Below are 17,933 nucleotides of genomic sequence, written 5' to 3'. Positions count from 1 at the left end.
GTGATCAGGCCATACCGCCGGCCACGGCCGGCAGGATCGTCACGTTGTCGCCGTCGGACAGCTTGGTGTTGATGCCCTCCAGGAAGCGGACGTCCTCGTCGTTGAGGTAGACGTTGACGAAGCGGCGCAGTTCACCGCCGTCCACGATGCGCGCCTGGATGCCCGTGTGACGGCTCTCGAGGTCGGTGAACAGGTCGGCGAGGGTGTCACCGGCTCCCTCCACCGCCTTCTGACCGTCGGTGTACTGGCGGAGGATGGTGGGGATGCGGACCTCGATGGCCATGGTGTGCGGCTCCTGTCGGGAGTGGTGGGTCGGTGGCGCGCGGCAGCGCGGAGTGCGTGGTCACACAGGTGTCGGCGCCGCGGCTCACGGCCGTACGGCGGCAGGGGTCGGCGTCAACAGATGGCGCTGGCAAGCCTGCACAGGTCGACGTGCAGCCGCGCCACGAGCAGTGCGCCCGGCGTCTTCTCGCTCACGTCGTCAAAAACCATGCGCTCATCGTATCGATTCCCGGTCCGGGTCCCGGAATGTGATCCCACATGCCGGACGGTTTCGGGCCGGGGAGTGAGACCACGCACCTCAGTGGCTGTTCAGTCACACGTCAGGCGGACTGCCGTACGACGAGTCGCGTCGGGGTGACCACCGACGACCGGGGGCCGGGCGCCGTCGCCCCGCCGTCCGTCGGGCCGTCGTCGCCGTGGCTGAACAGCAGCCGGGCCATCAGCCGGCCCATGCCCTCGATGTCCTGGTGGACGGTGGTCAGCGGCGGATCGGTGTGCGCGATGGGCGCGAGGTCGTCGAAGCCGACCACGGCCACGCCGTCCGGCACCCGGCGGCCCCGCTCGCGCAGCACCTGGAGCGCGATGTCATGGCGTCGGCCCCGCCCTGCCGGGTGTGGTCGGAGTGTTCGATCAGGAGGGGCGAGGCGTCCGGCAGGACGTCCCGGTAGCCGTCCAGGCGGTCGAGCGCCGAGGCCTCCCGGACGACGGGGCCGGTGATCGTGTGATCGTGGCGACGCGTTCCCGGCCTGGGCGACCAGGTGGCGGACGGCCTCGCGGGACCCGCCCCGGTTGCCGGCGTCGACGTACACGCGGTCGTGCGCGGGCTCGCCGTCGCGGACCAGCGGCCGGCCGCCGAAGACGGCGGGCAGCCCGAGCCGGTCGATCATGCCGGGCAGCGAGTCGTCGGCGCGCAGGGAGAACAGCAGGGCGCCGTCGACGTGGCCGCCGCCGAGGAAGTCACCGACCCGGGGGTACTCCTCGGGCTCCTCCAGGAAGAGCAGGACGGGCTGGGCGCCGTGGGCCACCAGTTCCTTGCGGATGCCCCGGAGGTGGAGGTCGAAGAAGGGGTCGATGAAGAGCCGGTTCTGCGGCTGGCCGGCGACGACGGCGATGGCGTTGTTGCGGCGGGTGACCAGCTGACGGGCGGCGGAGTTCGGGACGTAGCCGAGTTCGGCGATGACCTCCCGGACCCGTTCGACGACCTCCGCGCGCACCTTGTCCTCGCCGTTGATCACCCGTGACACGGTGGACTTCGAGACACCCGAGCCGCGTGCCACGTCGTCCAGGGTGGGGCGCCGGCCGGGCAGTCGTCGCGTCTGTTGTGTCAACACCGTGTCCGTCACGGGCAGTTGGTGCGTGCGCGCGCGTACGCCTGGGCAGGACCACCGTAGCCGCGAACGTGGTCCGTCGACGGTCCGGTACGCGTCGACGGTTCAGTACGCCTCGACGATCCGCACGTCCTCCTCGGTGACCTCGCCCTCGACGATGCGGTACGAGCGGAACTGGAAGTCGCCGAGGCCGTCGGTGTCGGCGGTGGAGACGAGGACGTAGTGGGCGCCGGGCTCGTTCGCGTAGGAGATGTCGGTGCGCGAGGGGTACGCCTCGGTGGCGGTGTGGGAGTGGTAGATGACCACGGGCTCCTCGTCGCGGTCGTCCATCTCGCGGTAGAGCTTGAGCAGGTCGCCGGAGTCGAACTCGTAGAACGTGGGCGACATGGCCGCGTTCAGCATCGGGATGAAGCGCTCCGGGCGGTCCGAGCCCGCCGGTCCGGCGACGACGCCGCACGCCTCGTCGGGGTGGTCCTTGCGCGCGTGGGCGACGATCTGGTCGACGAGGGCCTGGGTGATGGTCAGCATGTTCGTCAGGATAAGCAGAGGGCCGTCCCGTACCGAAGAGTGGTACGGGACGGCCCACATGCTGGGCGGGGAGGCTCAGTCGAGCGCCTTGACGGCTGCCTGGGTCTCGTCGGCTTCCGGCAGGCCGGCCTTGCGGCGCTTGACGAACTCCAGGAAGGAGTTCAGCTCGCGCTTGACGACCGGGGCCAGCAGGTAGAGGCCGATGATGTTGAAGACCGAGAGCAGGAACAGGGCCGAGTCGGCGAGGCTGATCAGTGAGCCGAGGGACATCAGGGCGCCGAGGACGACGAACGCGCTCCACAGGGCCTTGAAGGTGACCTCGCTGGCCTTGCTGCGGCCGAAGAGGTACGACCAGGCCTTGAGGCCGTAGTAGCCCCAGGTCAGGATCGTGGAGAAGGCGAACAGCAGCACCGCGACGGTCAGCAGGTGCGGGAACCAGGGCAGCGCGGTCGCGAAGGCGTCGGAGGTGATGGTGACACCGCCGATTTCCCCGTTGCCCGCGGCGCGCTCGGCCCAGCTGTCCGGCTTGGCGATGATGATGGTCAGCGCGGTCATGGTGCAGATGACGACGGTGTCGATGAACGGCTCCAGCAGAGCGACCAGGCCCTCGCTCGCGGGGTGCTTGGTCTTGACCGCGGAGTGGGCGATCGGGGCGGAGCCGAGGCCCGCCTCGTTGGAGAAGGCGGCTCGCGTGAAGCCGACGATCAGGGCGCCGATCACACCACCGATGACGCCCTGGGGTTCGAACGCGCGCTGGATGATCTCTTGGAAGGCGCCCGGCACCGCGGTGACGTTGCCGATGATGACGACCAGGCAGGCCACGATGTACATGCCGGCCATCGCCGGGACCAGCTTGCTGGTGACCGAGGCGATGGAGCGGATGCCGCCGAGCAGCACCAGGCCGACCAGCGCCGCGACGACCAGACCGAAGAGGACGGCACCGGCGGACGAGGCCAGGAATCCGTCCTCGCCGCCGAAGGTCGAGGCGACCTGGGCGTAGCTCTGGTTGGTCTGGAAGAGGTTGCCGCCGAAGAGGCCGAAGAAGAGGATCATGACGGCGGCGGGGACGGCGAGCACCTTGCCGAACTTCGCGCCACGGCTGCCGAAGCGCTCGGCGAGGCCCTTGGGCAGGTAGTGCATGGGACCGCCGGAGACGGTGCCGTCCGCGTGCTGCTCACGGTACTTCACACCGAGGGTGACCTCGACGAACTTGGTCGCCATGCCGAGCAGACCGCACAGGATCATCCAGAAGGTGGCGCCGGCCCCACCGATGGAGACGGCGATGGCGACACCGGCGATGTTGCCGAGGCCGACGGTGCCGGAGACCGCGGCGGTCAGGGCCTGGAAGTGGTTGACCTCACCGGGCGAGTCGTCCTCGTCGTACTTGCCGCGTACGACTTCCAGGGCGAGCTTGAACTTGCGTACCTGGATGAGCCCGAACCAGCTGGTGAAGACCAGGCCGGCGATGACGAGCCAGGCGACGATGAGCGGGAGCTCGGTGTCGCCGACACCTACGGTGTAGAAGACGACCTCACCAACGCTTTCGGCCACGGGTTCGAAGAACCCGCTGACGGCGTCGTCGATGGAGTTGGTGATGGATTCGAGTGACATCGAGTTACCTCGGTGGCGCGGGGACGTTGCTGGCGGGGTGCAGCAGCGGTGCGGGCTGTGATCGTGGCGCGAACGCCGTTGTCCGGTCGGCGACCGGGCGGTGGCGGCCTGCGGCCCCGCCCGGTTCACTTTCGGTCTTGCACGCCGACGATTGCCGGCCTTCTTTCTCACGGCGAGGGGAGGCGCCGCAAATGGATTTGGGAAGTCCTACCACACGCTTTACTGCCGCTTGAGTGACCTGCCTCACACAGATCCGGTCCTGGGCACAGAAGCCCAGGACCGGTGACGGGATCGTTATCCGGATTTGAGTGTTCTCTGAGCGAACGAGCAACGAATCCGGAGAGACAGAAAGATGAAAAGGCCACGTCGAAACGCTTCACCACCACCTCGGCGACGAAGGGTCCCGGTCGCGTTCCCGGGTCTCAGGGCATCAACGTCTCGACGAGCGAGTCCTGGAGGCCGCCCAGCCACAGGTACGCCATCACCATCGGCTTGCGCGGGTCCTCGTCCGGCAGGTGGTAGAGGAGGTCGGTGTCCTCCTCGTCGACGACGTCGAGGCGGGAGCCGATGGCCAGCCGCAGGTCGTTGAGGCAGCCGAGCCACTGCCTGGACTCCTGGGTCGACAGCTTGAGCACGGCCCCGCCCTCACCGGTCGCGGCCAGCGCGTCCAGGGAGTGGATCACCGCGAGGGCGTTGTCGCGCTTGCCGGCCCGCAGGTCGTTCTCGGTGAAGCGGCGGAACTCCGAGGAGTACGCCCGCTGCTCCTCGGCCTCCCGGGCGGTCGGGGTGCCCTCGGGGTCGCTGTAGGCGTCCGGGAACAGCCGGAGCAGGACGGGGTCCTTGGGCGGTTCGCTCGGGCCGTCGGCGAAGAGTTCGGCGAGCGGGTCGTCGGGGGCGTCCTCGGCGGGCCCCGGCCCGATCAGCTCCAGGAGCTGCACCGCCAGCGAGCGGATGATGGAGATCTCGACCTCGTCGAGCGCGACGGCCGCGCCGCCGCCGGGGAGCGATTCGAATTGTCCTGGCATCAGGTGCGTCGCTACTTCCGGTCCTGCTGGAGGGTGGCCCACAGACCGTAGCCGTGCATGGCCTGCACGTCGCGTTCCATCTCCTCGCGTGTTCCGCTGGAGACGACCGCGCGGCCCTTGTGGTGGACGTCGAGCATGAGCTTGGTGGCCTTGTCCTTCGGGTACCCGAAGTACGTCTGGAAGACATACGTCACGTAGCTCATGAGGTTCACCGGGTCGTTGTGGACGATCGTCACCCACGGCACGTCGGGTTCGGGTACGGCGAAGACCTCCTCCGCCGACTCGGTCTTCTCGATCTCCATGGGTACGGCTGCCGTCACACCGCCCATGCTGCCACCACAGGGGGGTGCCCGCACAAATGCGGGCCTCCGACCTGGGGCTACGAGAAACGGTCCGGCGCGGATCGGCCAGCGATCGACCGGAGGCCGACCGGAGACCGACCTGAAATCGTCAGACTGACGAAATGGGAGTACGATCCCTTGCCATGAACACAGCGGACCTTGGTTTGCCGGTCGACGTTCCCTCGACCGCGCTCTTCACGGACCACTACGAACTCACGATGCTGCAGGCCGCCTTGAAGGCGGGCACGGCCGAGCGGCGATCGGTGTTCGAGGTCTTCACCAGGCGGCTTCCGGAGGGACGCCGGTACGGCGTGGTCGCCGGCACCGGACGGGTGCTGGACGCCGTGGAGAACTTCCGTTTCGACCCGGGCGTCCTAGGCTTCCTGCGCGAGCGTTCCATCGTCAACGCCGAGACCCTCGACTGGCTCGCCGGCTACCGCTTCGGCGGGGACGTGTGGGGCTACCAGGAGGGCGAGGTGTACTTCCCGGGCTCGCCGATCATGCGGGTCGAGGGCACCTTCGCGGAGTGCGTGCTCCTGGAGACCGTGATCCTGTCGATCCTCAACCACGACTCGGCGATCGCGGCCGCCGCCTCCCGGATGTCCAGCGCCGCCGGGGGGCGCCCGCTGATCGAGATGGGCGCCCGGCGCACGCACGAGCTGGCCGCCGTGGCCGCCTCGCGCGCCGCGTACGTCGGCGGCTTCACCTCCACCTCGGACCTGGCCGCCGGCTTCCGCTACGGCATCCCGACGGTGGGCACCAGCGCCCACGCCTTCACCCTGCTGCACGACCGCGAGCGGGACGCCTTCCAGGCCCAGGTGGACTCGCTGGGCCGCGACACCACGCTGCTCGTCGACACCTACGACGTCACCGAGGCCGTACGGACCGCCGTGGAGATCGCCGGGCCCGAGCTCGGCGCCGTGCGCATCGACTCCGGCGACCTGCTCCTCGTCGCCCACCGGGTGCGGCAGCAGCTGGACGAGCTGGGCGCGACGGACACCCGGATCATCGTGACCTCGGACCTCGACGAGTACGCCATCGCCTCGCTGGCGGCGGCGCCCGTGGACGCGTACGGCGTCGGGACGCAGTTGGTGACCGGGTCGGGGCACCCCACCTGTTCGATGGTCTACAAGCTCGTCGCCCGGGCGGAGTCGGCGGACCCCACGGACCCGCTGGTGCCGGTGGCGAAGAAGTCCAGCGGCGGGAAGACGTCCGCCGGGGGCCGCAAGTGGGCGGCCCGGCGGCTGGACGAGCACGGGGTGGCGGAGGCCGAGGTGATCGGCACCGGGCCGGTGCCGGACGACCTCCGGGACCGTCAGCTGCTGGTCCCGCTGGTCAAGGACGGGCGGGTGCTCTCCCGGGAGCCCCTGGACGTCGTCCGCGAACGGCACACGACCGCGCGGGCCGGTCTGCCGCTGTCGGCGACGCAGCTGTCGCGCGGCGAGGCGGTCATTCCGACGGAGTACGTCTGAGCCGCTCGGGTACGTGAGGGGCGGCGGGCGGCGGGCGGGCGCACGCTGGGGGTGGGCCGGAGTGAATGTGTCCGGTGCGCTCTCTTTGCGAGCCCCCTGGCGCCCGCGTGGTGGGCCCGTGCTCCGGCCCGCGCATCGGGCGAGCGCCGGATGCCCCCTCCCGAACAGCTCTCGAAGTCTCTAGGCTCGGAAGTTCGCAGTTTCCCATCGCACCCGTGACCCGCACTCACCCCACACCCGAGAACCGAAGAGTCGTAAGGACACCGACACCATGCGCCGCGCCTTGATCGTCGTCGACGTGCAGAACGACTTCTGCGAGGGGGGCAGCCTCGCCGTGGCCGGCGGTGCCGATGTGGCCGCCGCCATCACCGAGCTGATCGGCCAGGCGGCCGGCCCCGGCTACCAGCATGTGGTGGCCACCCGTGACCACCACATCGCCCCCGGTGGCCACTTCTCCGACAACCCCGACTACGCGCACTCCTGGCCGGCGCACTGTGTCGCCGGTACGGAGGGGGTGGGCTTCCACCCGAACTTCGCCCCGGCGGTCGCCTCCGGCGCGGTGGACGCCGTGTTCGACAAGGGGGCGTACGCGGCGGCGTACAGCGGTTTCGAGGGCGCCGACGAGAACGGCGCGTCCCTCGCCGACTGGCTCCGGGCCCGTGACATCACCGAGGTCGACGTCGTCGGCATCGCCACGGACCACTGCGTGCGCGCCACCGCCCTGGACGCCGCCCGCGAGGGCTTCCGCACCCAGGTCCTCCTGGACCTGACGGCCGGAGTGGCCGAGGAGACGACCGAGCGCGCCCTGGAGGAACTCCGCGAGGCGGGCGTGGAACTGTCGGGCAAGCCGGTGGTGTAGCGGTCGGTGGTGTAGCGGCCGGTTCGCGCCCCTGCCCCGGCAAGCGCCGGTGAGCGAGCCACCGGCCGAGCCGCGCCCCGGCCGCCGGTGACTCCGCGGCCACCGGCCGGCCCGGCACCGCCGAGATCCACCGTCATGGCTGATCGCCGCTGCGGCGGACAGGAGTGGCCGAGGAACCCCACGGGACGACCGTGGCCGCGGTGCCCCGTCGGCGGAGCGTGGCCGTGAGATGCCGCCGGCCGCGCTGCGGTCGGCGGCGGCGGCGGCGGTCACACCCGTACCGTCGGCCTCCTCAGAAGCGCTCTGATCGGGTGCCACAGCTCCGGGGTCGTGGAGGCCGGGCACACCGGGGACGTGCGCCATATGAGGCCGTCCGGGTGGTGCAGGACGGCCGTGATCTCGTCCGGGGTCGGAGGCGCCGCGTTGCCGCGGAGGTAGACCGCTCGCATGCCCAGATTGCGGAGCCGGGTCAGGGCCCGGGCCCGGTTCGCGGCGAGGACCAGGACCCGTACGGAGCCGTCGTCCACCGGGGCCCAGCTGGTGCCCGGCGTGCCCGGCGCCTGCGCCCCCGGCAGGTTCAGGGCGACGACGACATTGCCGTCCGGCAGTTTGCAGAAACCTCCTGCGGCCATGCAGGTCACACCCCCGTGAGCGTCAGAGTCGATGTCGGTGTCAATAAGAAGACCACACCCCGCACCTAAACACGTCCGGCCGCGACCCGCCAAGAGGGTCACGGCCGAACATGCTCTGACCTGCGAAAATGCTGTTTACTTCACCGCGGGGCCCACCTGGACCGAGATCGTGGAGCCGTCCTTGGCCTCCTTGACGATCTTGATCTTGGTGTTGGTGTCAGTGATCTTGACGCCGGCGAGCGGGGTCGCCTCGTCGTAGTAGGTGTTGGTCCGGTCGTTGAACGTGGACACACCCTTCGACGACGGGATCTTCGTCAGCACGTCCGCCTTGTGCAGCTTCAGACCGTCCGTGCGGTAGAGGCTGAAGGGCGAGTCGTAGGACTGGATCCGGCTGCGCATCACCGTGCCGTCGGCCCACTTCAGCGCCGCCGGGTGCGAGTCGACCGGCAGGAGCAGACCCGTACCGGGGTGCACGCTGGTGTTGTTGTCCGCCTGCGAGGTGTCCCACTTCCAGATCAACAGACCGTTCTGGTACGGGAAGTGCTCCACCCAGGACGGACGCGTGGTCGAGAAGCCGAAGTTGTACGGGCCGACCTTCAGCGTCTTGTCGTACGACACGTACTGACGGTTCTCGGCGATGTAGTACTGCGCGTAGTCGTCCGTGATCGACGCGCCGATGCGGGAGAAGCCCTTGGCGGTCCAGCCGGCGTCCGCGCTCTCCGCGTCGTCCGAGAAGACGGCGGAACCGTCGGCGGTCACCGTGATCGAGTCGGCCGCGAAGCCCTTCGGCGCCACACCGCCGTCGGTCTGGTAGCGGAAGCGGAGGTCGAACTTCTGGCCCGCGTAGGCGTCCAGGGAGTACGACAGCTTCTTGTACGCGGCGGAGGAGCCGGTCAGCGCGGGCTTGCCGCTGGCGTCGCGCGGGATCGCCGTGCCGTCCACCGTGCCGTCGACGGCGGTCCAGTTGGCGCCGCCGTCGGTCGACACCTCGGTGTAGAGGTAGTCGTACTCGGCCTCGATGTCGTACCAGCCGTCCAGGGTCAGCGCGGCCGAGGACTTGCCCGTGAGGTCCACGGAACGGGTGAGCGTGTTGGCGAGGTTGTCACCGCTGCCGCTCCACCACTGGGCCGACCCCTGCGCGGGCTCGACGATCTCGGTGGTGACCTTCTTCTTCGGCAGCTCGACCACGAGGGCCTGCTTGTCCTTGGTGTTGTACTCCGCCACACCCAGCTTGTGCTTCGACTTCGTCGCGGCCTTGGCCGTGTCGTAGTTGAGCCAGCCGAGCTGGAGCTTGTCCCAGGCGGTCATGTCGCCGGGGAGGTCGCCGATGGCCTCCTTGCCGGTGCCGAGCCAGGAACCGGAGGACATCAGGGTCCAGAAGCCGGTGGAGTTGTCGCCGCCCTGGGTGTCGTAGTGGTCCGGCAGACCGAGGTCGTGGCCGTACTCGTGGGCGAAGACACCGAGTCCGCCGTTCTCCGGCTGGATGGTGTAGTCGCCGACCCAGATGCCGGTGTCACCGATCTTGGCGCCGCCGAGCTTGTTGCCCTCGGGGCCCGTCGCGCCGGCGTCCGAGCCGAACGCGTACCAGCGGTGCGCCCAGATGGCGTCCTCGCCCTGCACGCCGCCGCCCGCGGACTCGTCCTCACCGGCGTGCACGATCTGGAAGTGGTCGATGTAGCCGTCGGACTCGTTGAAGTCGCCGTCGCCGTCGAAGTCGTAACGGTCCCACTGGTCGAACTCGGCGACGTCCGCCTTGATCTCCGCGTCGGTGCGCCCCGCTGCCTTCTGCTGGGCGACCCAGGAGGTGAGACCGTCGCTGACCACGTTCCACACGCTGGAGCAGGTGCTCTGGCCGCAGGCGTTGTTGCCGTAGCGGGCCTCGTTGTAGGGGACCTTGACCCAGTCCGAGACCTCGCCCTCGATCGAGTAGCGGCCCGAGGACTGCTTCTCGTAGTACTTCTTCATCGACTCGGTCTTCTTGCCGGTGCCGAAGTACAGGTCCTGGAAGTGCTTCTGGTCGTAGTCCGCCTGCCAGGCCGTGGAGTTGTCCTGGGTGCGGTCCGGCTCGGCTATCTGGTTGTGCAGCGGGCCGGGGGTGCCTCCGTAGCGGCTGTCGATCTCGTCGCCGAACTCGACCAGGATCGTGAAGATCTTGTCGGTCTTCTCGCGGCCGAGCTCGACGTACTTGCTCTTGCCCTTCTTGCTCTTCAGCTGCACGACCTGCGAGCCGTCGCGGTCCTTGACCGTGGCGTCGCCGGATATGACCTGCTGCAGGGCCTCCTCGCGCTGGGCCTCCTGAGTTTTGCTCAGGGGCCCTTCGAGGTCGTGGTCGTCGGCGTGCTCGCGGTCCGCCGGGTCGTGCCGGTCGGCGGACGCCGCCGGAGCGGTGTCCGAGGCCTGCGCCACGGTGAACGCGGACATGGTCGCCGCCGCGGTGGCGACCGCGACACCGATCGCCGCCGCTCTGTACGTCCAGGGTCTACTGGTCACTTGAGTTCCTCCCCCGCGTACCGTTCGCGCGGAAGGGGGATGGCCCCGATCGTGGAGGAGTCCGCGCGCGGTATACGCGTGTAGTCAAGTGGCGCCATTCGACCGGAGTTTCGACTGAAAAAACAGATCTTGACTTGGTCAGGTCAAGTGGATTATCGGCGTCCAGGGGAAGCGCTTGTTCGTTATCCGGTCGTTACGCGTGCGGCCGTCCACCGCTCGCCCGCCCTCTCGTCCGCCGCTCGAACCGGCGCGCATATGCGTCCACTTGCCGGACCCCATGAATCCGTGCGCCCCCTGTGCACCCGGCACCGTGTGTCAGGTCACGCTTACCCGTCGTTCCACTCGGGCACCCTGGCGAATAGAGTCGATTGGCGGAACGCCGGAGGTCGGCAGAAGCCAAGCCGACTGCACTGCTTCACCTTTGATTCCCACCCGAGGACACGATTGCCATGCCTCGTCCGACGACCGCACAGCTCGCCTACGGCTCCTGCACCGTGATCTTGTCCACCCTCGCCATGCTGCTGCTGTCACAGACGAGTTCCGGCGCGGGCATCGCGGTGATCGCCCTGTCCGCCCTGGCCCTGGGCCTGCTCGTCGCGCTGACGGTGCCGCTGCCCAAGTCCGCGCCAGGCGCCTCCGCCCGGCCCGCGGCACGCTCCAGGGCCTCCGCCGCCGCCCCGGCCCGAAGCCGGGTGACCGCGCGGTCCGAGGCCGTACGGGAGCCCGTGCACGAGCGAATGGGTTCCTGAACCGGCACTCGGTGACAAGCTTGATGAAACGCTTCGGCGGGCCCGTGGTCCACGGACCCGCCGTCGTCGTGCGCCCCCGTGCCCGCTCGCGCCGCTCAACCGGTGCTGACCACCACCGTCTTGGCCGCCTTGTCGTGCAGGCCCTGCTTGTAGGGCTTGTCGAAGAAGCTCCAGCCGCCCGCGATCGCCGTCCAGATGCAGGCGCAGCAGAAGGCGAAGGGGATCCACAGCACGGCCGCGCGCAACAGCGCGGTCTGCACGGAGGGCGTGGAGCCGTCGTTGAGGTTCGCCACCCGCAGGCGCAGCAGCTTCTTGCCGAGCGTCTGGCCGTTCCGGACGGTGAAGTACGTGTCGTAGGCGATGTAGAGGACCGCCGCCAGCGCCTCCTGGACCAGGGACTTGCCGAACTCGAAGTCGTCCGAGTCCACGGTGTACTGGCTGATCCGGAACGCCCAGGCGAGCAGCCCCACCACGATCCCCACCAGGATCATGTCGAGGATCCGCGCGAGCACCCGCTTCCCGCTGTCGGCGAGCGGCGGCATGCCGGAGAGCGGGTCGTTGGAGTACGGCCCGCCGCCGTAGGGGTCACCGCCGTAGGGACCGCCGCCATAGGGACCGCCGCCGGGGGGAGGCGGCTGACTGCCGTAGGGCGGTTGCCCGGCGCCTCCCCCGGACGGCGGCTGCTGGGGCGGCGGGTCGTACGGGGAGCCGCCGCCCTGCCGCGGCGGGGGCTGCTGCTTCCTGAACGGGTCGTCGTCCGGGGACTGACCGGAGCCGAAGGGCGGCGGTTCGGTACTCATGGCCCGAGTCGACCGCGAACCCCCCGGCTCCGCATCCGGCACGGGGCCGTCCGGAGTACGGTTCCGGCGGGGAGGCCGGAGCTGGGGTGGCCCCCCGCTAGGGTCTGTCGTTTGGATCACGGCGGCTTCGGGCGACGGCGCCTGACGGCTGCCGGTGAGCGGGGCTTGGTGCGTGCAGCTGCAAGGCGGAGGAAGGCGTCAACGCGGAGCGTTGGCAACTGACGACAACGCGGCAGATGTGCTTACCAAGCCCCGCGGCCCAGGCGTGATCCAAACGACAGGCCCTAGAAGCGTCCTGAAGATCTTGAAAATGCGCCCGGCTTGCCCTACTTGATGGCGATTGACATTTACCGGCAATCCAGGGTGAGTCGGGCGGCCAGAGCAAGATCTTCAGCGGTCTCCTAGTCGCCCGCCACGAACGTGTGGGCCGCCTTGTCGTGCCAGCACTGGCGCCACGGCTTGTCCCACACGCACCACAGCACGCCGATCACACCGATGCCCAGCAGCCCGGAGACGGTGTGGACGAGCCAGCGCCGCAGTGAGCCCATGAAGGACGGTGGCTCGTGGCCCTCGATGTCCCTGACCTCGATGCCGAACACCCTCTTGCCGAGGGTGCGGCCCCACTTGGCGGTGGGCAGCACCTCGTAGAGGGCGCTGACGAGGAACAGGACGCCCAGGATGATGCCCAGGTGGACGGAGGTCGTGCCGTCGACCAGCCAGACGGTGACCCGCTCGCCGGAGAGCCTGGCCGCGTCGATCTTCTCTTCGATGTGGTCGACCGCCTTGGTGCCGAACGGCACGGCGGCCACGGCCGTGACGCCGCCGACGACCAGGCTGTCCACCAGCCGGGCCGCCAGCCGTCTGCCGAGCCCCGCCGGTCTGGCCTCGGCCTGCCGCCGCGCGGCCGCCTGGAAGGGGTCCTCGACGACCGGCTTCCACGGCGCGACCGGCTGCTCCCCGTCGCCCCCGGCCAGCTGGTGCACCTGCTGGGCCCAGGAGGGCTGCCCGCCGCCGAGGCCCACGGCCATCGGGGTGTCGGCGGACTGCGGGGCGGTGGACTGCGGGGGCACACCCGGCGCGAGGTTCGAGGCCGGGGCCGCCTGCGGAGACTGCGGGGCCGGCGGGAATGCGCCGCCGAACGGGGGCTGCTGCGGGCCCGGGACGGCAGGGGCGGCCGGGGCCGCCGGAGCGGTGGCCGAGGGAGCCGGGGGCGGGGCGGAGGCCGCTGCCGCCGGGACCGCTGGGCCAGAGCGCGGACCCTGCGGCGGCACCGACGGGTCCTGCGCGGCGGGCGGCGTCTGCGGGCCCTGCCGAGGACCGGACGGCGCCGATGTGGGCGACGAGGACTGCGGGGCGAGCCCCAGGGCCTGCTGGGCGGCGACCTGGGCCGGGGTCAGGGGCGCGCCGAAGGCGGCGGGGGCCGCGGCGGCGGCCCCGTCCTGCTGCCCCGCGGGCGAGGACGGACGGAACGTCATGGTGCCGTCCGACGGCGCGGGTTCCGCGCTCTCGGCCGCCTCCGGGCGCCCGGAGGCGGCCGGGCGCCGGAAGACCACCGTGCCGGGTGTGGCCCCGTCCTCGTCCTCGGCATCCGCCGGCGGGATGGTCGCCGTGCCGTCCGTGCTCGCCGTCCGCCCGGGGTCGCCGAAGCCCGGGGAGCCGACGGGCGCGGCCGGGACGGCGGAGCCGTCGGCGGCGCCGCCCGTGTCCCCCGGGCCGGCCGTGAGGGAGAGGCGGGGATCGGCGCCGCGGGCGGACCCCCAGGACACCCGGCGGTCGTTGTCGCCGCCGAAGCCGGTCTGCCGGGAGCGGTCGGCGCCCCATGCGGAGGCGGGCTCGGGGCGGGAGCCGTGCAGGGCGCTGTCGGCGGCCGGCCGCCCCGCGTCGCCCGCGGGGTCCTCGTCGAAGAAGTGCGGGCCCGTCTCCTCCACGGCGCCGGACGAGCCGGAGCCGGGCGGCGGGGCGAGCGGCTCACCGTCCGAGGGCGCCGGACGGCTCGTACCCGGCACCCAGGCCGCGCCGTTCCAGTACCGGACATATCCAGGAATGGACGGGTCCGGGTAATACCCTTCGCGGGGCCTGTCGTCGCCGGGGGCCGGGGTTGGGGCGCTCATGTCCGTCGTCCCGTATCTGCTCGTGGGTCGGGTGGAGGCATCCAGATCTACCAGACGTCGGCCCGGTCCATGACCGCTGCCTCCGGACCCGCCCCATTCGCCCACGGATCTGCTACGGCGGAGCGGGCGGCATGGGCGCCCGCGGGCGGTCGGTGGACTCGTCCGGAAAAGAGTTTCGCGAACCCGCGTAATGCTTCGGGGTCCACGCCCCTCTCACTCGTACGGGCCCGAACACGGAGCCCTCTACGAGAGAGGAACGATCACCATGCGGCACACCGTCGTGGAGCGCGAACTGGAGCTCAGACTCGTCCTGTCGCCCGAGCGCAGCGTCCCCGTGCCGGCCAAGCTGGTCTACCGCGGCGACGACCCGTACGCCGTCCACATCACCTTCCACGTCAACTCCGACCGGCCGGTGCACTGGACGTTCGCGCGGGAGCTGCTGGTCGAGGGGGTGTTCCGGCCGTGCGGGCACGGGGACGTGCGGGTGTGGCCGACGAAGGTGTCGGGCCGCGGCGTCGTCCTGATGGCGCTCAGCTCGCCGGACGGGGACGCCCTGCTCGAAGCGCCGGCGGCCGCGGTGTCGGCCTGGCTGGAGCGGACCCTGCGGATGGTCCCGCCGGGCGCGGAGTTCGACATGCTGGGCATCGACGACGGCCTGGCCGAACTCCTCGCCCAGTGAGGCGCGTGCCTCGGGAACACGGACGTCAGAACAGCTTGCCCGGGTTGAGGATGTTCAGCGGGTCGAAGACGGACTTCACCGCCCGCTGCATCTCCATGCCCACCGGGCCGATCTCCCGGGCCAGCCATTCCTTCTTGAGGATGCCCACTCCGTGCTCGCCGGTGATCGTGCCGCCGAGTTCCAGACCGAGGGCCATGATCTCGTCGAAGGACTCGCGGGCGCGCCGGGACTCGTCGGGGTCTGCCGCATCGAAGCAGACGGTGGGGTGCGTGTTGCCGTCGCCGGCGTGTGCGCAGACCCCGATGGTCAGGTCGTACTTCTCGGCGATGCGGTCGACGCCGTCGAGCAGCTCGCCGAGCCTGGAGCGCGGCACGCACACGTCGTCGATCATCGTCGTGCCCTTCACCGCCTCCAGCGCGGTGAGCGACAACCGCCGTGCCTGGAGCAGCAGTTCGGATTCCGCCGCGTCGTCCGCCGGGACGACCTGGGTGGCGCCCGCGGCCTCGCACAGCGCGCCGACGGCGGCGAGGTCGGCGGCCGGGTCCGGGGTGTCGAAGGCTGCGAGCAGCAGCGCCTCGGTGGTCTCCGGCAGTCCCATGTGCGCCAGGTCGTTGACGGCCTTCACCGTCGTACGGTCCATGAGTTCGAGCAGTGAGGGGACGTGCCCGCCGGCCATGATCCGGCACACCGCGTCGCAGGCGGCGGCCGCCGACGCGAACTCCGCCGCCAGTACCAGCTGCTGGGGCGGCCGCGGCTTGAGGGCGAGGGTCGCGCGGACGACGATGCCGAGCGAGCCCTCGGAGCCGACGAAGAGCCGCGTGAGGTCGTAACCGGCGACGCCCTTCGCGGTGCGCCTGCCGGTGGACATCAGTCGGCCGTCGGCGAGCACGACGTCCAGGCCGAGGACGTACTCGGCGGTCACCCCGTACTTCACACAGCACAGGCCGCCGGAGGCCGTGCCGATGTTGCCGCCGATGGTGCACATCTCCCAGCTGGAGGGGTCCGGCGGGTAGGAGAGGCCGTGCTCGTCGACCGCGCGGGAGAGGGCGGCGTTGACGACACCGGGTTCGACGACGGCGATGCGGTCGACCGGGTTGATCTCCAGGATGCGGTCCATCTTCGTCAGGGACAGCACGATGCAGCCCTCGGAGGCGTTGGCGCCGCCGGACAGGCCGGTGCGGGCGCCCTGCGGGACCACCGGGACGCGCAGTTCGGTGGCGGTGCGCATGACGTGCTGCACCTGTTCGACGGTCCGGGGCAGGACGACGACCGCCGGGACACCGGCCGCGCAGAAGCTCGCCATGTCGTTCGCGTAGGAGGTGGTGACGTCCGGGTCGACGAGAACCGCCTCCGGCGGCAGGCCGCTGAGCAGTCGGTCGACGAGGTTGCCGGTCGTCTCGTCGGGCGGGGCTTGGATACGGCTCATGATCACAGGTTCGCACTCGCGGCCATCGGTGTGAACCCGTCGGCGCGAGCGTTCGGGTGCCGGATATGGTCGTCGTATTGACGCACAGTGACGGCATGTCTGAGGAGAACGAGGAGCGGGCGGGTCGGGCTGCTGGTGCGGGGCGGGCGGTGCGTTCGGTGCCGTGGCCGGGGTGGGTGGCCGACCGGGGGCAGGCGTGGGGACGGGTCCGGCGGCGCGGTGGAGGCGTGGTGGCAGCCGTCGTCGGGTGTTTCGTGCTCGGGGGTGTGCTGATGGTGGTGCCGCCGGACGGGGGTGACGCGGGTGACGGGGTCGGCGGTCGGGAGGCGCGGGTCGTGGGGGCGGCCGGGGCCGAGGGCCGGCGGGCCGGGGCCGTCGCGGCTGCCGGGGCGCCCGCCCGCTTGTCCGCCGGGGTACCCGCCGCGCTGCCCGACGTGGTGGCGACCGTGCGGGAGCGGGAGGCCCGGGTGCGGGCCCGTCCGGGGGACCACGTCTCCTGGGCGGTGCTCGGCGTGGCGTACGTCGAGCGGGCCCGCCGGACCGGTGGCGTCACCGACTACCCCCGGGCCGAACGCGCCCTGCGCACCTCGCTGCGGCTCCGGCCGGGCGGCAACGCGGACGCCCTCGAGGGCCTCACCGCCCTCGCGGTGGCCCGCCGTGACTTCCGGGCGGCGGAGCGGTGGGGCGAGGAGGCCGTAGGGGTGGCGCCCGGGCGCTGGACCTCGTACGCCCTGCTCATCGACGCGTACGACGGGCTCGGCCGGTACAAGGCCGCCCGCGCGACCCGGGACAGGATGCTCGCCGTCGACTCCGGGCCGGCGGCCAGGGCGCGGGCCGCGCGGGTCTCCTGGGACCAGGGGGCGCGTGAGGACGCGGCGGCGGCGCTCTCGGACGCGGCGGCAGCCGAGACCTCGGCGGCGGGCCCGTCGGCCGCGGGGGCGGCGTGGTGGGTACGGGCCGGGGAACTGGCCTGGGAGCGGGGGGACGCGGAGCAGTCGCTGCGGTACTGCGAGGCCGGTGGGGCCGCCTCCGCCGGGGGTGAGCCGGAGGCCGGGGCGTGCCGGGCGCGGGCGCTGGTCGCGCTGGGGCGTACGGCGGAGGGGGTACGGGCGTACCGGGCGGCACTGGCGCGGCGGCCGTCCGCCGAAGTCGCGCTGCGGCTGGGGGAGTTGTACGAGTCGCTGGGGCGGCCGAGGGAGGCGCGGAAGCAGTGGGGCGTGGTGCGGGCGCTGGTGGCGCGGTCCGCCGCGTCCGGGGTGAACGAGTCGCTCGTCCTCGGGGCGCTGGAGGCGGACCACGGGGATCCGGCGGAGGCGGTGCGGGTGCTGCGGACGGAGTGGGAGCGGCAACCGGGGCTGCGGGTGGCCGACGCGCTGGGGTGGGCATTGCACCGGGCCGGGCGGGACGGGGAGGCGCTGCGGTTCGCGCGGCGGGCGACGGATCGGGCGCGGGGTGGGGAGGTGCGGAGTGCGGCCTACGCGTATCACCGCGGGGTGATCGAGCGGGCGGTGGGGTTGGAGGCGGCGGGGCGGCGGCATCTGGAGGAGGCGCGGCGGTTGAATCCGTATGTCGGGGAGGGTGGGCGGTTCGCGTAACGGGG

General features: G+C 71.2%; 16 protein-coding genes and 1 pseudogene. 5 read left to right on the top strand and 12 right to left on the bottom strand.

The genetic code is table 11. The annotated features are described in order from the left end of the window. Window positions 1–4 precede the first annotated feature (4 nt). The 7 genes and pseudogenes from P8T65_RS28845 to clpS form a co-directional block, all read right to left on the bottom strand. Window positions 5–283: a MoaD/ThiS family protein gene (locus P8T65_RS28845; RefSeq protein WP_184893503.1), complete on the bottom strand. Its 279-nt coding sequence runs from the start codon at window positions 281–283 to the stop codon at window positions 5–7. 113 nt (window positions 284–396) lie between these two features. After that, a complete protein-coding gene (locus P8T65_RS28840; RefSeq protein WP_020115562.1) occupies window positions 397–492 on the bottom strand; it encodes a putative leader peptide in 96 nt (31 codons plus the stop codon). Between the two features lie 110 nt (window positions 493–602). Next, window positions 603–1,568: pseudogene (locus tag P8T65_RS28835) on the bottom strand (LacI family DNA-binding transcriptional regulator). A 147-nt stretch (window positions 1,569–1,715) separates the two neighbouring features. Then, the gene (locus P8T65_RS28830) at window positions 1,716–2,138 is read right to left on the bottom strand and encodes a Mov34/MPN/PAD-1 family protein (protein ID WP_097264682.1); all 423 of its coding nucleotides are present in this window, start codon (window positions 2,136–2,138) and stop codon (window positions 1,716–1,718) included. A 75-nt stretch (window positions 2,139–2,213) separates the two neighbouring features. After that, complete coding sequence (locus P8T65_RS28825) at window positions 2,214–3,749, bottom strand: alanine/glycine:cation symporter family protein (RefSeq protein WP_316728103.1); 1,536 nt, start codon at window positions 3,747–3,749, stop codon at window positions 2,214–2,216. Window positions 3,750–4,171: 422 nt separating this feature from the next. Further along, entirely contained in the window at window positions 4,172–4,774 is a 603-nt protein-coding gene (locus tag P8T65_RS28820; RefSeq protein WP_316728102.1) for a DUF2017 domain-containing protein, read from the bottom strand. An 11-nt stretch (window positions 4,775–4,785) separates the two neighbouring features. Further along, window positions 4,786–5,103: an ATP-dependent Clp protease adapter ClpS gene (gene clpS, locus P8T65_RS28815; RefSeq protein ID WP_184893495.1), complete on the bottom strand. Its 318-nt coding sequence runs from the start codon at window positions 5,101–5,103 to the stop codon at window positions 4,786–4,788. Window positions 5,104–5,258: 155 nt separating this feature from the next. Here clpS and P8T65_RS28810 point away from each other — a divergent pair, with 155 nt between their 5' ends. Both P8T65_RS28810 and P8T65_RS28805 read left to right on the top strand, forming a co-directional pair. Next, window positions 5,259–6,587, top strand: coding sequence for a nicotinate phosphoribosyltransferase (locus tag P8T65_RS28810; RefSeq protein ID WP_316728101.1), 1,329 nt, complete (start codon window positions 5,259–5,261; stop codon window positions 6,585–6,587). A 271-nt stretch (window positions 6,588–6,858) separates the two neighbouring features. Then, window positions 6,859–7,446, top strand: coding sequence for an isochorismatase family protein (locus P8T65_RS28805; protein WP_316728100.1), 588 nt, complete (start codon window positions 6,859–6,861; stop codon window positions 7,444–7,446). A gap of 269 nt (window positions 7,447–7,715) precedes the next feature. Here the strand turns inward: P8T65_RS28805 and P8T65_RS28800 are convergent, their stop codons facing one another. Then, window positions 7,716–8,078: a hypothetical protein gene (locus tag P8T65_RS28800; protein ID WP_316728099.1), complete on the bottom strand. Its 363-nt coding sequence runs from the start codon at window positions 8,076–8,078 to the stop codon at window positions 7,716–7,718. A gap of 135 nt (window positions 8,079–8,213) precedes the next feature. Next, a complete protein-coding gene (locus P8T65_RS28795; RefSeq protein WP_316728098.1) occupies window positions 8,214–10,568 on the bottom strand; it encodes an immune inhibitor A domain-containing protein in 2,355 nt (784 codons plus the stop codon). Between the two features lie 449 nt (window positions 10,569–11,017). Between P8T65_RS28795 and P8T65_RS28790 the strand changes: the two genes are divergently transcribed. Continuing rightward, complete coding sequence (locus P8T65_RS28790; protein ID WP_316728097.1) at window positions 11,018–11,317, top strand: hypothetical protein; 300 nt, start codon at window positions 11,018–11,020, stop codon at window positions 11,315–11,317. Between the two features lie 95 nt (window positions 11,318–11,412). Here P8T65_RS28790 and P8T65_RS28785 read toward each other — a convergent pair whose 3' ends face one another. Both P8T65_RS28785 and P8T65_RS28780 read right to left on the bottom strand, forming a co-directional pair. Then, window positions 11,413–12,117 carry an RDD family protein gene (locus tag P8T65_RS28785; RefSeq protein ID WP_316728096.1) on the bottom strand — a complete coding sequence of 235 codons (705 nt, stop codon included), beginning with the start codon at window positions 12,115–12,117 and terminating at the stop codon, window positions 11,413–11,415. A 401-nt stretch (window positions 12,118–12,518) separates the two neighbouring features. Then, entirely contained in the window at window positions 12,519–14,228 is a 1,710-nt protein-coding gene (locus P8T65_RS28780) for an RDD family protein (protein ID WP_316728094.1), read from the bottom strand. Between the two features lie 265 nt (window positions 14,229–14,493). Here P8T65_RS28780 and P8T65_RS28775 point away from each other — a divergent pair, with 265 nt between their 5' ends. Then, window positions 14,494–14,907 (top strand): SsgA family sporulation/cell division regulator, encoded by a 414-nt coding sequence (locus P8T65_RS28775; RefSeq protein WP_316728093.1) that lies wholly within the window; start codon window positions 14,494–14,496, stop codon window positions 14,905–14,907. Between the two features lie 25 nt (window positions 14,908–14,932). On the opposite strand, the gene P8T65_RS28770 is transcribed toward P8T65_RS28775, so the two are convergent. Then, window positions 14,933–16,339 (bottom strand): FAD-linked oxidase C-terminal domain-containing protein, encoded by a 1,407-nt coding sequence (locus P8T65_RS28770; protein ID WP_316728092.1) that lies wholly within the window; start codon window positions 16,337–16,339, stop codon window positions 14,933–14,935. 89 nt (window positions 16,340–16,428) lie between these two features. Here P8T65_RS28770 and P8T65_RS28765 point away from each other — a divergent pair, with 89 nt between their 5' ends. Then, the gene (locus P8T65_RS28765; protein ID WP_316728091.1) at window positions 16,429–17,928 is read left to right on the top strand and encodes a hypothetical protein; all 1,500 of its coding nucleotides are present in this window, start codon (window positions 16,429–16,431) and stop codon (window positions 17,926–17,928) included. The last annotated feature ends 5 nt before the right edge of the window (window positions 17,929–17,933 follow it).

Origin of the sequence: Streptomyces sp. 11x1 (assembly GCF_032598905.1) — a bacterium.
In the GTDB taxonomy this organism is placed as follows: domain Bacteria; phylum Actinomycetota; class Actinomycetes; order Streptomycetales; family Streptomycetaceae; genus Streptomyces.
This window is presented reverse-complemented; position numbering and strand designations above follow the sequence as displayed.